Origin of the sequence: Castellaniella caeni NBRC 101664 (assembly GCF_001592225.1) — a bacterium.
Classification (GTDB): domain Bacteria; phylum Pseudomonadota; class Gammaproteobacteria; order Burkholderiales; family Burkholderiaceae_B; genus Castellaniella; species Castellaniella caeni.
On record NZ_BCWN01000009.1, the window covers coordinates 88,104 to 103,955 of the forward strand.

The following is a 15,852-nucleotide window of genomic DNA, read 5'->3' on the forward strand; positions in this document are numbered from 1 at the left end:
CAAATATGCCGATTTTCCGTTTTTTAAAACTCAGTGCGCTGTCCGTCGGACTGACGCTCGCGTTCACGCAGGCACCGGCCAACGCCGACCAGCTCGCCGACGTCCAAAAGGCAGGGGTCATCACGCTGGCCACGGATATGAATTACCAGCCCTTCGACTACACCGAAAACAATCAACACGTCGGCTTTGACAAAGATTTGTGGGCGGCAATCGGCACAGAACTGGGTGTCAAGCCGAAGTTCCTGGATCTGCCCTGGACGACGACCCTCGCGGGCCTGCAGGCAAAGCGCTTCGACATGGTCAATTCACCGGTGGCCATCACCAAGGAACGCATGGAGAAGTTCCACTTCACCCTGCCGTTTGCCGACGGCACCGTCGGCCTGATCAAACGCGCCAGCGATCACAGCCTGAGGACACCGCAGGACATCGGCGACAAGACGGTCGGCAGCCAGCGCGGCACGATCGAATTGCAAGAACTGGAATCTTTTGCCAAAACACTGCCATCGCCAGCAAAACCCAAAGCCTATCTCGATCTGACCGGCGCATACGCCGACCTGGCCAACGGCCGCATCGACGCAGTGGCCGATGCCGTCACTTTGCTGGAAGCGGTCGCAAAATCCCGGCCGGATACTTTCGCAGTCGTCCTGCCGCCATTTGGCCCGAAATCCTACTTCGCTTACCTTGCGCGCAAGGGGCCCGACAGTGACACCCTGGTCGCGGCAGTCGACAAGGCCATTCTCAAGATCGAAGCCGACGGCCGCATGAAGGCCCTGCAGGAGAAATGGTTCGGGACGGCTCAAGCCGTGCCCCAAAGCGCTTTCGTACCCGATCTCTGATTCACTGACCAACCGGCGGAGGCACTGCCATGATGAGCACTTTGCTCTTTCTCACCGAAGCGGCCCGAATGACGATCTACGTCTCGGCCGCCGGGATCATTATCGGCTTCGTCATCGCCGTCATCGTGACCGTCTTCAGCGTTTCCCGGTCACCGCTGCTGCAATGGCTCAGCCGGGCATACGTGTTCATCTTTCGTGGCATCCCTCTGCTGGTTCAGCTGCTGGTCGTCTACCTGACGCTGCCGTTCATCGGCATCGATGTGCCCGCCGCGGTCGCAGCGATCATTGCCATCGGATTTTGCGAAGGCGCGTATATCGGCGAAATCCTGCGGGGCGGCTTTCTGGCGATTCCAGCGGGCCAGATCGAGGTCGCGCAAATGCTCGGGCTCAAGCCCCTGGCCACCCTGTCAAGAATCCAGCTGCCGCAAGTACTGCGCATGACCCTGCCCGCGCTCACGAATGAAGTCATCCTGCTCACCAAATCATCCTCTCTGGTTTCCGTCATCGGCGTCGCCGAGATCACACTGACGGCACAAAACATCTCGAGCAGCAATTACAAGCCGCTTGAAGTCTTCTCGCTGGCAGCGATCGTCTATATCGTGCTCTGCGGTGCCATCGCCTTTGCGGGCCGCTATCTCGAAAACCGCTATGCGGAGGCGAAATAGATCATGCAGGAAATCAACGTCATCATCGACAACTGGCCCACCATCGCATCCGGGCTGAGCATCACCGTATTGAGCTGGCTGGGCGCCGTCGTGCTGGGCATCGTCCTCGGCTGTGCCATCGCCGTCCTCCAGCTTTTTGCCGGCAGGTTCATCGCCAACATCCTGCGCGTCTACATCGAGTTCCTGCGCTCGGTGCCGGATTTGATCCTGCTGTTTTTGCTGTATTACGGCGGGCCATCGTTTGGCCTCACGCTCGACGCCCTGAGTTCCGGCATCGTGGCGCTCGGCATCTATGGCAGCGCCTATTTTGCCGAAATCTTCAGGGCCGGTTTCATGGCCGTACCCAAAGGACAGATCGAAGCGGCGGACTGCCTCGGCATCACGCGGCTGGCAACGGTCTGGCGCATTCAAATCCCGCAGATGCTCGTCATGATCCTGCCGCCATTGACGAACATGATCATCTTCCTCAGCAAAGAAACCGCCATCCTGTCGATCATCACGGTGCCGGAACTGACCGCGGTATTGACGGGGCTGAGTTCCGAAAAATTCATCTTCATGGCGCCACTGGCGCTGCTGTGCATCGCCTATCTCGCGTTGGGCGCAGTGGCCCAGAAGCTGGGGGCCTCGGTAGAACATCGCGTCGGCAGGTTTTTGCGGCGCTGATGGCCGCGCGCCAGCGGCCAAGATCATGAGCAACCGCTCAACCAACAAGGAACGCAATGAATACCGACAGCAACGAAATCCTGATCCGCGCCGAACAGGTCTGCAAACGTTACGGCGACCGCGAAGTACTGCATGACATTTCGCTGGAAGTCAGCAAATCCGAGGTCGTCTGCGTCATCGGGCCTTCGGGGTCTGGCAAGAGCACGTTTCTTCGCGCTCTGGCATTCCTCGAAAAGTACGACTCCGGCAGCGTCTTCATCGAAGGCAGGCTGCTGGGCTACGTCGAGGAAGGCGGTACGCGGCGCCTGGCGCGCCGGGCCGAACTGCGCGAAGCGCGCAAGAACGTCGGCATGGTGTTCCAGCAGTTCAACCTGTGGCCCCACATGACGGCCATCCGCAACGTCATCGAACCGCTCATCCAGGTCAAAAATCTGGACAAAAAAACGGCCCTGAAAAAAGGCCATGCGCTGTTGGAACGCGTGGGGCTGGGGTCGCTGGCCGATCACTACCCCGCGCAGCTGTCGGGCGGCCAGCAGCAGCGCGTGGCCATCGCCCGCGCACTCGCAATGGAGCCGCATATCATGCTGTTCGACGAACCGACCTCCGCGCTCGACCCCGAGCTGGTCGGCGAAGTGCTGCAAGTCATGAAAGACCTGGCGCGCGACGGCATGACCATGGTCGTCGTCACCCACGAAATGGGCTTTGCCGCCCAGGTCGCCGATCGCGTGATGTTTCTCGATGCCGGGCAGGTTGCCGCCCTGGGTTCACCGCACGTCATCTTCCGCGAGACGACCCAGCCCCGGCTTCAGCAGTTCCTGCAAAACTACCTGGAACGCAACGCCTTCTGGAACGACTAGCGCCACGACGAGGAGATTGACAGCATGAGCCTGTTTGACCAACTGCAGCCGCAGCCCGGCGACCCGATCTTTGCTCTCGCGGATCAGTGCCGCCGCGATTCGCGCAAAGACAAGATCGACCTCACGATCGGAATTTATCACTCGGACGACGGGCGCATACCTGTGCTCGCAAGCGTGCGCGAAGCGGAAGACAGTCTCACGGCGCAACACCAACCCACGCCCTATCTCCCGATTGCGGGACTGCCCGCCTACCGCAGCGCGGCGCAGGCCCTGGTTTTCGGTCCCGACAGCGCCCCCGTGCGCGAGCACCGGGTCGCCACAGTGCAGACGCTGGGCGGCTCGGGCGCGCTATGGCTGGGGGCCCGGCTGCTGCACTCGGTACGCCCCGACAGCGGCGTCTGGATCAGCGATCCGGCCTACCCCAACCACGCAGGCCTGTTCAGCGACGCGGGCACCGCAACCCACAGCTACCCCTATTACGACGTCACACAGCAGCAGCTGACGTTCGACGCCCTGATGGGCTGCGTACGCAATTTGCCAACCGCCAGCATCGTGCTGCTGCACGGCTGCTGCCACAACCCATCGGGCGCGGATCTCACGCCAGCGCAGTGGCGCGAGCTGCTGGCCCTCATCGGGCAGCGCGGCCTGATTCCCTTCATCGACCTCGCATACCAGGGGTTTGGCCAAGGCCTGGAAGAAGATGCCTTCGCGGTACGCGCGTTGGCTGCCAGCGGGCACCCATTCCTGGTTGCGCAGTCGTTCTCCAAGAACCTGTCGCTCTACGGAGAGCGCTGCGGCGCGCTCTCGGTCGTTTGCAGCTCGGCGGAGGAAGCCACGCGCGTCGAAGCGCAACTGGTGGCGTTGATCCGCCGCAGCTACTCCAATCCGCCCAGCCACGGTGCGCGTATCATCGCCCACGTGCTCGGCAATCCCACGCTGCGCAGCCAATGGATCGGCGAAGTCGAACACATGCGTCAACACATGCTGCGCATGCGGCAGACGGCACGGGCCCACCTCGCGGCCGCGGCACCATCCTATGACGCCAGTTACCTGGAAAAACAGCACGGCATGTTCAGCCTCGCCCGGTTGACGCAGCAACAGATTCACGCCTTGCGCGACGTGCACGGCGTCTACGTGCTCGACAACGGCCGCCTCTGCATTCCGGGCCTGAACAGCCGCAACGTCGAGCACTTTGCACGCGCAATGGCCGCCGTCACACAACTGGCATGACCATGAAGCGCCGCTATCTTCATGCCCACCAATGGCCATACGCAGTCAGCACGCTTGAACTGGGTGCCATGGCACAAGCACGCCTGCCGGCATTCGCCTGGGAATACATTGCCGCCGGAGCCGAGGAAGAAAGCACCCTGCGCGCCAACCAGGCCGCCTTCCAGGCAATCCGGCTGAACGCGCAGCCGCTTGGCGGCGTGGCGGAACCCGCGCTCGCCATCCAGCCACACGAGCACCGGTGGCACCTGCCGCTCGCCATCAGCCCCACAGGCTACAACGGCCTGCTGCGCAAAAATGCCGATATCCTCCTGGCACAGGCAGCCGCCCAGAACCACATTCCATTTACCCTGAGCACCGTCTCGTGCAACAGCCTGGAAGAGGTCGCCGACGCGGCACCCGACGGCGAGCGCTGGTTTCAGCTCTATCCCTTCGCCGACGAGAACATCACGCACGATCTGCTGCGGCGAGCCGCCACCTGCGGATTCGAGACGCTCCTGGTCACCATCGACGCAGTCACCCTGGGCCACCGGGAGTGGTATCAACGGGCCTTCAAGAAACCAGGAAAGCTCTTCCTGCGCCACATCCTGGACACCGGCATGCACCCCCGCTGGATGTACCAAACCTTGTGGCCCTCGGGGCTGCCCGGCCTGGGCAATCTTGCAAAGTACATCGGCGCCGACCAGACCATCCTGGGCGCGCTGGAATTTACCGACTCCTGCTTTCTGAAAACCCTGGCCTGGGATCACCTGGCCGGGATACGCAAACGCTGGGACGGGCGCCTCTACGTCAAGGGCGTGCTGACCGCAGAGACAGCCATGCGCGCCTGGGGTATCGGTGCCGACGGGGTCATCGTTTCCAACCACGGCGGTCGCCAGATCGACGGCGTCCCCGCCACGATCGAAGCGTTACCCAAAATCGCCGCCACCCGGCCATCGGGCGGTGACGTCTTGCTCGACAGCGGCATACGACGCGGCAGCGACGTGCTCAAAGCCATCGCGCTGGGCGCAACAGCAGTCATGCTGGGCCGCCCGACCCTCTACGGCGTCACCGTCGGCGGCAGCGACGGCGCGGCGCGCGCTTTGCAAATCATCGCTGGCCAATTGAAGGATCTGATGGCGCAGTTGGGCATTGCGCGGATTGCGGACATCACACCCGCCGTACTCAGGTAACCGTGCGGCGCCACCTGAGGCATCCGTCCAGGTAGGCCCGGGCGTCGGCAGACAGCCTGCCCACCCCAGCCAGCCGGGCCAAATCCTTGATTGGATCTTCGCTGACGTCCAGCTGTTCAGCATGCGCGTCATACAAGGCAGCGATTTCCGCACGAGAGATTTCGCGGAGGTCCCGATTCAAGCTGTGCCGAAAAGGAATACGGTTGGCCGATGTCCGCGCACTCCAGACAAATGGCACGCCATCTTCCTCGATGACGTCCACACCCTGCAAAGAACGCCGAATTCGATCGACGATCCGGCGGCCAGTACGCTGCCAGCCATGCTGCACGGCCAGCTGCCGACACAGCGCTGGTAACGGCAAAGGCCCTGCCTCACGCACCGTTTCAATCACCAAAGCCCGCAACACGGCATCATATTCAGGCAAAAAGAACAGATCCGGGTTGGGCGCCAGACTGCCCGCCGCAGCGCGGTAAGGTTGCCCAACATCCATTGCCGACCTCCCCCCTCCGGCGGTGGAAAGCATGTAGCGCGCAAGCATCTCCTCGGCAGTCTCGGACGTGCATTCGGGCGCGACGCCAGGCTTTTGTTCAGGCGGGTCTTCACCTGCTGTCGGAGGGCATGGAGCCTCATGGCACGCACCAGCCGCACCAGCCTCCGGCGCCGCAGCGTCTTCTCCGACAGCATGCACCGTCTGTGAATCGACATTCTCCTCGACCGTACCAGGTTCGGCTGGCGGCTCGATGCGGCTTTGCGCAAGCAAAGCCTGCAACGCGTCATGCGTGCGCTCGATGGCGGCAGCGGGATTCTTGAACCAATCGGTAGACCAGACGCGCAGAATGGACCAGCCCAGCCCCTCGAGCACCGCCTGGCGCGTCTTGTCCCGATCTCGTGCCGAAACAGAACTGTGATAAGTTGCGCCATCGCACTCGATCCCAGCCAGGTAAGTTCCCGCTCGATCCGGATGCACGACACCCAAGTCGATGCGGTAGCCAGATACACCAATTTGCGTGCGGACTTCCCAGCCATGGCGCTCGATGGCCTGTTTGACGGCCCGTTCGAAGGCATTTTCAGCCGGCCCCTGAGAACCGGTGTCCTGGGAAATCAGTGCGAGCGCCCCGCGATCGGCATAATCAAGAAACCCCTTGAGATGCCGAACGCCCATGGCCTTGGTGCGGCCCAGGTCGATCTGATCGGCCCGCAAGGACGAGAATACGTGCAGCTCACGCCGTGCCCGGGTGACTGCCACATTGAGGCGCTTTTCACCGCCTTCACCATTCAGCGCCCCGAAGGCCATGGAAAGCTTGCCAGCCGCATCGCTGCCATAGGTGATGGAAAACAGCATGACATCGCGCTCGTCGCCCTGAATGTTTTCCAGGTTCTTGACGATCACGGGTTCCTCTCTGGCATCCTCGAAGAACCATTCGAGGCGCCTGTCCGCGCGCCGGGCCTCGTCCAGCAGATCGAGGATCAGGCCCTGCTGCTCAATATTGAACGTGATGACGCCCAAAGTTTGGCGGGCTGCCTCGGGCAATGCCAGCCATTGCTCCAGGCGCCGCACAATGAAACGCACGATGGCGCGTGCCTCGACCACATTGGTGCGGCTTCCTCCCCGATCGTAGACCCCCTCAATCGCATGCAAGCGCACCGCGCCAGACTCTGTGCTCGGCGAGGGAAACGTCACCAGACGGCCGTCGTAATAGTTCCAGTTGGAGAAAGCAATCAGCGACTCATCCCGACTTCTGTAATGCCAGTTGAGCTGCTGGGCAGGAATGCCGGCGCCCACCACTTCGTCGAGAATGGATGCCAAATCGCGCTCCATTTCAGGCACATCTTCCTGCTCATCCGCGCGACCGAAGAAGTTGGTGGGCGGCAATTGCTTGGGATCACCCACGATGATGGCCTGACGGCCCCTGGCAATGGCGCCCACCGCATCCCACGTAGTGATCTGCGAGGCCTCATCGAAAATGACCACGTCAAACGGCGCCTGATCAGGCGGCAAATAATGGGCCACGGACAACGGCGACATCAGGACACAAGGCGCCAGGCGGGTGAAATGCTCCGGCATGGCCGAAATGAGACTGCGCAAGGGCAGGCTGGGGCGCTGCAGCCCCAATTGGTGCCGCAAAATGCCCAGTTCAGAGTTTCTGGCCACACCATCCTTGCGCGGCAAACCATGTTGAATCCGCCGCAGCACCTCGCCAGCAGCCAATTGGTTCGCCTGGTCAACCAGCGCGCGAAACTGCTGGATCGTATCTTCATGCGACCATTGAGAAAACTCACGCAAGCAGGAATCAGCATCCATGGCCAGCGGCAGCCACCAGGCGGCATAGGCACGCTCAAAGGCTTCCGTGGCCGGAACCATCAGCGCCTGCGCCTGTAACGCATCCGCCAGCGCGCCTATGCCGGATAGGCGCGCCTGATCCCGCACATGAACCCAATGCGTCCAGTTGGCGATTGACTCGCGTGATTGCACGAGAAGATCAAGCTGCGATTGCAGTGCGGACAAATCGAAGGCATCAGCACGGCCACCCGCCTGCGCGATGAAATCGGCCGCGGCCTGCTGCCACTGCCGATACACACCCAGAAACTGGGTCAGCAACTCGCGAATATCATCAGCCTGGCGCCCGGCCAAGGCACGAAGTGCCCGAGCCCAGCGATCAGCATCCTCGACATGGGCTTCCAGGCTCGTCGCCGACTGGACGAATGCGTCAGCCTGAACCATCCAGGCCCGTACATCGCCTTCATCGCTCTCCAAGCCTGCAAACACAGGGCACCCGACCAGAGGGGTTGCCTGTATCTGCGTTTCATGACCGACGATCTGCTGCAAAATCGAAATATCCCGCGCCGGATCGGCTGTCCCGGATCTTGCATACGTCTGCAAGAGTCGGCGTACCCCCGATTTGGCAAGCGCACGGGCAGGCCACCACTTGACCTGAGCCTCCCGCCAGGAAGCATCCAATTTTTCTACGTCAGACAGTTTCAACTTCCCAGCTGGATACTGCGCGGCCAGTTGTGACTGCAGCGATCGCAAGGCGGCAAGCTGCTCGACCAGCGCATCAGCGCTGCGCCGTACCCCCGCGCAATCCTGGCCAAGCACCCAGCTGACGTCTTGCTCCAGCGCGCTCGCCCGGGCCAAAGCAGACAGTGCGGCCAAACGCTGGGGGCGTCCAGCAGGGTCTGCGACCAAACCTAAAGCCCGGTTCAATTCCGCAGCCAATTGCGCAAGCCGGGACGATTGATCCAGCAATTCACGTGCCACCCGCAGCAGCGCGGCCTGCCAGGCAAAAGACCATTCATCCTTCTCGATCAGCGCCAATGCTGGACGCTCGCCGACCACGTCATATGCTCGCTGCAAGTCGCCTGCCAGCTGGTGTAAGCGCAAATAGCTTTGAGCATCATGCGCGTCACGGCCTGCAAATTGCAGCTCGATCCCACACGGCCCGGCAGCCACCTTGCCAATTGCCTGATATACGCTGAAGCCTTGCGTCCCAGGTCGATGCAAGGCCTGTACGTATCCATTGAGCCGATCCTTGTCCTGTGCAAGCGTCCCAGTCACCTGATCCCACAACGAGGCATTGTTGACGGTGACTCGATCCCAGCTGCGACCCAACTGATCCAGCACCGATTTGCGATCGGCCTTGCTTGAATGCAGCTCGAGCACGGCGTCCGCCAAGCCATGCGCTGCCAGACGGCGGTATACGACATCCAGCGCCGCAGATTTTTCAGCCACAAACAAGACAGTTTTCCCAACAGCGAGACACTGCGAAATGATGTTGGCAATCGTCTGGCTTTTGCCTGTGCCGGGCGGACCAATCAAGACGAAATCCCGGCCCTCCTGGGCAGCCAGCACCGCTGCCAGCTGAGACGAATCGGCGGGCAGCAGCGTGTAGAGGTTCTTAGGTGAAAACCGCCGATCGACGTCATCGGCCTGTGGCAGGCCGGGATCGTCCGGTGCCAAAAACGGTTGCGATGGATTATCGATCAAATGCCGAACCAGACGACTTTGACGCAGACTGTCCGTACGATCGACCAAGTCTTTCCACATGAGAAACTTGGCAAAGGAAAACGTTGACAAGGCCAGTTCTTCGACGACCTCAAAGCCCGGCACATCACGCACCCTCTGGCGCAAAATCGCGAAAATGCGCGGCAAATCGTAACCACTGGCATCCCGCGGCAAGTCACCCTCAAGCTCGGGCACCTGCAAAGCAAAATCCCTTTTCAGGAACTCCAGCAAAGTTGCATTGAAGCGCACGTCATCTTCATGATGCTCCAGCACGAAGTCCGACGTGGCGGATCGCCGACTCAGTTTGACGGGGATCAACAACAGTGGGGCTCGATAACTGCGCGTGTCCTCCGGCGTTTTTTTCCAGCTCAAGAAGCCCGCCGCCAAAAACAAAGTATTCGCGCCCCCTTCTTGCAAGTCGCTCTTGGCACGGCGAAAGAGCTCCAGCAAGCGGCCATTCATCTCTTTCAGTCCCAAGGGGACGGCCACTTGCTTGCGCTCAAAGGCATCCCGGGCCACATCCGCCCAGACCGCCTTGCGGCTGGCGGCCAACTGATCCCGATCGCCGATCGGGTCCTCATCCAACAATGACAGCGCCTTGAAACGAGTGCCCGCCGCCAAGCGATCTTCAAGCAAAGAGACGTCAGGGCAGACGAACGGCAGCGTCTGCTTGCTGTCACGGAAATTCAGCAGACGGTTACGCAGGGACAAGTCAAGCAGTTTCCGCTGCCAGCGAGCGATCCGGTCGTCCGGCGTCTGGGGCGCGACGTCGATCTGATCGTTGGGCAGACTCCCCGCCCCCAAAGGGCTGGGCAAGGCAGCGGCCTCGGGGATCGATGTGGCATCAGACCGCAGCCCCGCGTCCGCCACTTGGTGGCTGGCCAGCGGCCTCACCCTCGCCGCCCTGGCCCGGCCGATATCCACGGCCAGCGCAAACGTGTGCTCATTGGCTTCAACCGTGTGCTCGACAGCTTGCTCGAAGGCCGTTTCAAAGGCAACGGCAGGCCGCCTGGTCAGCAGTGTGGTCTCGAGCACCACCAACTCGCGCGCAGCAATCGCCTTGCGTACGGCCATCACATCGCGTTCTTCGACTGACCCGAAATCTCGTTGGACGAGCCACACACCCGCCCAGGCATGCCCTTTGGAAAAGAGCACGACAGAATTGAGCCCCGCCGCTTCAAGGCAGGCAGCCAGCAACAAGGATGCATCCAGGCATGTGGCCAGACCTTCGGAGCGTATGCGTTCGGGGCTGCGAACCTTTTGGCCGCGCTGCTCAAACGAGGCCGGCGGCACCGCGTAGCTGAGCCCCAGCGCTGTCAACGCGGACCAGATGGCGCCTGCCAACATCCACGACCGTGCGGGATCCCCGGATTGATAACCATCCAATGCCCCATCGTGTCCGGCAGCCTCAAGACGCCGCGAGGCATCCTTGATAACCGCGGCAACCACCGCGTCGTTGGGCCACACAAAGGCTGCCAGCAGGTGCGGCATCTCGGCAATACCGCCCCACTGGTCTTTGGCCAGCAGGTCAATTGTCCGGACTTCACGCTGCAACACGCCCTGTGCATCCGACAGCTCAAGAACCAGCTCGCCTTTCTCAGCCTCATTGAGCCCCCGAAGCAAATCCATGTCGAATTGAGTTTCGAGGTCGGGAATGGCGATTTGCGTCCCTGGCAACACCTGATCCAGCACCCAGGATTTTTCACGAATGAGCGAGGGACGACACGACAGCTGCAGGGTCAGGTGCTCGCATATGGTCGACCCGGTGTAGGTCAGCAGCAGCCGCCTGAGCACCGACACACCATTCTGAGCAGAAGCAAAATTGACACTCGCCGCCACAGCGAGATCAACCACGAACGCCTGTACCGCCGACGCGTCTTCAACCTCAAGCACTGAATCCGACATTTTTTCTTCCTCTCAGTGCACGCGCCGGAGCCAAGCCGTCCGCTGCAGCGCACACGTCGGCAAGCCCACGTTGCGCCAAGAAGCGCCACGAGACTTGCTACAAAAATTTTGAACGAGTGACCAAAGATAGCAGATTTGCCACCACGAAGGCGCCCTCAGTCACCCGTTGGTGCCGCGGGCGGCTGATCCGGCGAAGCAGATGCAGGCGACACTGCGGGCTTGACCGTGTCCGGCAGCGACACGGCGTACTTGCCCCCCGCCACGAAATTGGCGGCCTGCATTTCCGCGCGGCAGGTGGAATTGCCGAAGAACACCACCTTGCCGTCCCTGGAAACGAGGACGGCGTCTTCGGTGACCGAGTACACGCCAGCGTACTGGTAGCAGACAAAACCCTGCAGATTGCCCGATTTTTCCTTGGGCGGCACCGCCATCTGTTCGAGTACGGGGGCCACGTCCTGGCCCACGTTGAGCGCATTGAGCACCTCGCGGGCATGCTTGGCGTCGGCCGAGCCCATCGAGTTGCTGATCGAGGTCTTGGCCACGTCGTAGCCCGCCTGCGCCAGCTGCCCGGCGGCCACCGCCGTGCAGCCGGACACGACAGCCGCCACCGCAGCCATACCGATTGCTGCGCCATAGCGCAGCCACTGCCTGTCTACCACTTGCGTTCTCTCTGAAGAAATCGGGCGAAAACCGTGCACCCAAAAAAACTGTCGAACCGACAATATCCGGTTCGACAGCATAGTAAATCAGAGACGTCCGAAGTGCTTAGAACTCATCGTCGAAGACGACGCCTTCGTCGGTGCGGCGCATGACCCCCACCTTATAGGCGGCGATGTCCTGCTCTTGCGGCGAGGCCTGCGTCTTGCTGATGTTGAGCCACTTTTCCATGTACTTGAGCGGATTGGCCTGCGGGAAGACGTAGCGGCTGGTCTCGATGCCCAGGGTGTTGAAGACGTCTTTGGCGCAATAGAGCGTCCAGGCGGCCAGGCGGTCGGCGTTCATGCCCACGAGCTCGCGGCCCTCGGAAAACAGGTATTGGATCCAGGCAAGCTCGCTATCGACGACCTCGGCGATCAGCTGCTCGATGTCGTCGCGACACTGGGCAAAGGCCGCGCGCCCGCGCTCGGTGCGCAATTCGTTGCGCAGCACCGCGCGGTCGAGCTCGGCGTGGATTTCGAGTTCGTCTTGCGCGATTTTCTGGATGGCCTTGCCAATGGGCTGAAACATGCCGGTATCGCAGATGGCGAAGGTGACGGCAAACGAGGCCATGAACTGGATGCGCTCCATGCAAAAAAGCGCCACCACCATCATGAAGACCGTGTTGTAGGTTTGCTGGTCGTTGTCCAGTTCGCCCAGTGCGTAGCGGTGCGAGGCCTTGAAACCGTCGTCAAAGGCCTTGACGACACGCGACAGACGGGCGTGGGCCTGCTCGACGCTGAGGATCTCGTCGATGATGGCCGAGGGGTCGTCAAAGGAATTGCGCACGATCTCGGAATACGTGGCGGCGTGCACCACCTCGTTGTCGGAAATGCGCTGCCAGGCCGCCCAGAGCTCGGACGAGGTGATGAACGGGGCGAGCACCGGCGCGATGGCGCGCGAAGCCACGCTGTCGGCTTCCCACTGCCAGGCGAGCGTCTTGACCATCATGTCGTAGGTGGCGCGCGGGCAGCTTTTGAAGTCGGCGTTGCAGGAAGAATAGTCGAACTCGTTTTCGTCCCAATCGAGCGACTTCTGTGTCTTGTACAGCGCCCAGATGTCGGGATAGTGGCGATTGATGGTGTCGAACAGGCCCTGCTTCTCGCCCAGGAACAGCAAGGGCTTGGCGTAATCCTGCTTCTGATAGTTGAATACGTTGTCGGACATGGTGTGCGTTCTTGATGTCGTGAGGGTTACAGGGTGCAGCCGCCCAGGCAGACGGGATCATCCGCATCGAGGGTGGCGTCGGGCACCGGCTGCGACGGCGCGGCCTGCGCGCCCGTGCCGACCAGCTTGACGAAGCCCTGGGCCGCCGAGAAATCGGCCACCTTCTTCATGCCCGCCGAGGTTTTCTGGTTCATGTAGTACTTGGACTTCAGACCCATCTTGACCCGGTACAGGTAGTTTTGGATCATCTCGGTGGATTCGATGCTGGCATCCCCGATCACCTTGCGGTAGAAGTCGGCGGAAATACCCTGGTCGGTCCATTTCTGGATGATGGCGTAGACGTCGGTCATGTCTTTGGCCGGCACTTCCCAGGCGGACTCGTACCAGGCGCCCAGGGTGTCGCCTTCGGGGGCGGCCCAGTAATTGACGCGCTGGTTGTCGGTCTTGATCATGGTGAGTTCGCGGATGGGGTACACGCCATTGGTGGTGCCCGACGAATTGGCCGAGGTTTCGGTGGGCATGTGCGCCGCCACCACCGAATTGCGGATGCCACCATTGGCGACGATCTCGGCGCGCAGGGTTTCCCAGTCGTAGCGGTTTTCAAACGTGGCCAGCTTGTCGACGTTGCGGTTGTAGGTGTCGATGGGCAGCCAGCCTTGCGGCCACTTGGACTTGTGCATCCAGGGGGCGTTGCCCAGCTCTTTGCCCAGACGCAGGCTGGCGCGCACCAAGTGATAGTAATGGCGCTCGGCCACCCAGTGGATGAACTGCTTGCCTTCGTCTTCGGTGTAGCGCTTGTGATTCTTGGCCATCAGGTGCGCCAGGCCCAGCATGCCCACGCCCGCGTTCAGGCGCGCCTTGGAGGTCACGCCCACGTGGGGCAGCTCGTAGTCGGCCAGGTGGATGCACTTGTCGATCATGAGCAGGGCGTAGTAGGCCACTTCGTCGTACTGCGCATCGGACTCGATGTTGGACACCACGATGCCCGCCAGATTGCAGGTGGCCACCTCGGGAGACGAGTGACGCACGATCTGCGCCAGCCGCGTGCCGTCGGCCAGCACGTCGCCCGCCACGAGGTCTTCAAGGTACACCATGCCACGACGCGTTTCGATGGCCCCCGTGCCCGGCTGCAGCGTATGCGGCTGACCCGCGTCGTCGAGAAACTCGACAAAGGAGATGTCCTGGGTCTGGTAGAGCTCGGTGATGTGGTTGTAGGGGGCCGTGGGCAGCGCGATCTCGGAGCACAGGTTGGAGCTGTAGATCGTGCCCTTGAACGGCGTGTGGTGGTTCATCTCGTAGATGTTGTGCTCGTAGATGCGCCCCGTCTCGTTCCATTCGTTGATGGCCGTGATGAGCAGCTCGCGGGCATTGACGTAATGCTTCTTGAACGCCACGTTGCGCTCGTACTGCTGGTACAGGGCCTCGAAGCGTTCTTCGTCGTCGCTGTACAGGGCCTGGTAGAGATCGGGCGCGGTATAGCAGTTGAACAGGAAGATGTTTTCGTTGCGCGCCACCTTGCGCGCGAAGAAACGGTTGCCGCCCCACGAGTAATCCATGCCGCGGATCTTGCGGTCTTCGGTGGACATGGGGTTTTTCAGGCGCAGCAGGGTATCGACCTCGGGATCGAAGATGGAGAAATAGCTGGTGCAGGCACCGCCCCGGCCATTTTGCAGATTGGCCTTGATCTCGGCCACGACGGCGCGCAGGTAGGGCAGCTTGCCCTGGTGGCGGATGACTCCGCCGCGCACCGGATCGTTGACCGAGCGCGTCTGCAGGTAGGAACCAATGCCCGCGCTCATGTAGGTCATGGTGTTGGCAATGTGATTGCCCACGGCGATGGAGCGCGCCGAATCGCCCGACGCATACAGGCAGCAGCTGGCGTAGCCACGCAGGGGCGTGCCCAGGTTGATGTGGTTGGGCGTGGGCGCATTGATGCGGTTCTTGGACAGGTGCTCGTAGAACTTGGCCACGTCGTGCATGCGGCGTTCTTTGGGCTGATCGACCGACAGCGCCATGGCCATGCGCATGTACACGAACTGCGGTGTTTCGTAGTGGATGCCCTTGACGCGGTCGGAGATGGCGTACTTGGAGCGGTGCGTGTGGATCTGGTAGTGCGCGTATTCGAAGTCGCGCGTGTGATCGATGAGTTTTTCGATCTCGGCATATTCGGCGTCGGAATACGCCAGGTGTTCCATGTAGCCCAGGTGTTCGAGGCGCTGGTGCAGTTCTTGCACCGTGGGAAACTTGCCCTCGCAGACGTCTTTCAGTTCTTTGTGGGCCAGGGCGGCATACAGACGCCCGGCCATGCGGTTGTACGACCAGGTGTCGGCGTCGAGACAATGCCGGATGAGCTGCATCTGCAGAAACTCGGAGGAGCATTCCTCGGGCATGTTGGTGACGGTTTCGAGCACCACGGAGGGCCAGTCCACCTGATCGCCCAGCGTAGTGGCACCCCACTCGCCCCAGCCATTGAGCTTGGAGGGGATGAAGGGCTCTTTGTGCCCGTCTCGCTTGATAACGGTCTTGATCATGGTGTGTTGTGTTTTTTTGGTGGGTAAATGAGAGAAGATTTGGGTTTGCCGCCAGGTTTGCCACCCAGACTCAACACCAAATCTTGTACTCATAGTATACCAAACCACCACATCTAGTGATTCAAAAACA

At 61.3% G+C, this 15,852-nt stretch carries 10 protein-coding genes; 6 read left to right on the plus strand and 4 right to left on the minus strand.

The genetic code is table 11. The annotated features are described in order from the left end of the window. The first annotated feature begins 5 nt into the window (after nt 1-5). From CCA01S_RS07745 to CCA01S_RS07770, 6 genes are all read left to right on the plus strand, one after another. A complete protein-coding gene (locus CCA01S_RS07745) occupies nt 6-836 on the plus strand; it encodes a transporter substrate-binding domain-containing protein (RefSeq protein WP_084386598.1) in 831 nt (276 codons plus the stop codon). Nucleotides 837-865: 29 nt separating this feature from the next. Continuing rightward, nucleotides 866-1,501, plus strand: a complete 636-nt coding sequence (locus tag CCA01S_RS07750; protein WP_066456475.1) for an amino acid ABC transporter permease — start codon at nt 866-868, stop codon at nt 1,499-1,501. A 3-nt stretch (nt 1,502-1,504) separates the two neighbouring features. Then, on the plus strand, nt 1,505-2,164 hold the full coding sequence (locus CCA01S_RS07755; protein ID WP_066456478.1) for an amino acid ABC transporter permease: 660 nt from the start codon (nt 1,505-1,507) through the stop codon (nt 2,162-2,164). A 56-nt stretch (nt 2,165-2,220) separates the two neighbouring features. Further along, nucleotides 2,221-3,021: an amino acid ABC transporter ATP-binding protein gene (locus tag CCA01S_RS07760; RefSeq protein WP_066456480.1), complete on the plus strand. Its 801-nt coding sequence runs from the start codon at nt 2,221-2,223 to the stop codon at nt 3,019-3,021. A gap of 24 nt (nt 3,022-3,045) precedes the next feature. Then, complete coding sequence (locus CCA01S_RS07765; RefSeq protein ID WP_103035657.1) at nt 3,046-4,251, plus strand: amino acid aminotransferase; 1,206 nt, start codon at nt 3,046-3,048, stop codon at nt 4,249-4,251. A 68-nt stretch (nt 4,252-4,319) separates the two neighbouring features. Beyond that, nucleotides 4,320-5,420 (plus strand): alpha-hydroxy acid oxidase, encoded by a 1,101-nt coding sequence (locus CCA01S_RS07770; protein ID WP_198149939.1) that lies wholly within the window; start codon nt 4,320-4,322, stop codon nt 5,418-5,420. Here the strand turns inward: CCA01S_RS07770 and proA are convergent. From proA to CCA01S_RS07790, 4 genes are all read right to left on the minus strand, one after another. Continuing rightward, a complete protein-coding gene (gene proA, locus CCA01S_RS07775; protein WP_066456483.1) occupies nt 5,413-11,328 on the minus strand; it encodes an anti-phage protein ProA in 5,916 nt (1,971 codons plus the stop codon). The genes CCA01S_RS07770 and proA overlap by 8 nt on opposite strands. 155 nt (nt 11,329-11,483) lie before the next feature. Further along, entirely contained in the window at nt 11,484-11,987 is a 504-nt protein-coding gene (locus tag CCA01S_RS07780) for a hypothetical protein (RefSeq protein WP_146030629.1), read from the minus strand. A 106-nt stretch (nt 11,988-12,093) separates the two neighbouring features. Beyond that, the gene (locus CCA01S_RS07785; protein ID WP_066456487.1) at nt 12,094-13,191 is read right to left on the minus strand and encodes a ribonucleotide-diphosphate reductase subunit beta; all 1,098 of its coding nucleotides are present in this window, start codon (nt 13,189-13,191) and stop codon (nt 12,094-12,096) included. Between the two features lie 26 nt (nt 13,192-13,217). Next, nucleotides 13,218-15,722, minus strand: coding sequence for a ribonucleoside-diphosphate reductase subunit alpha (locus CCA01S_RS07790; RefSeq protein ID WP_066456490.1), 2,505 nt, complete (start codon nt 15,720-15,722; stop codon nt 13,218-13,220). Nucleotides 15,723-15,852: the final 130 nt, after the last annotated feature.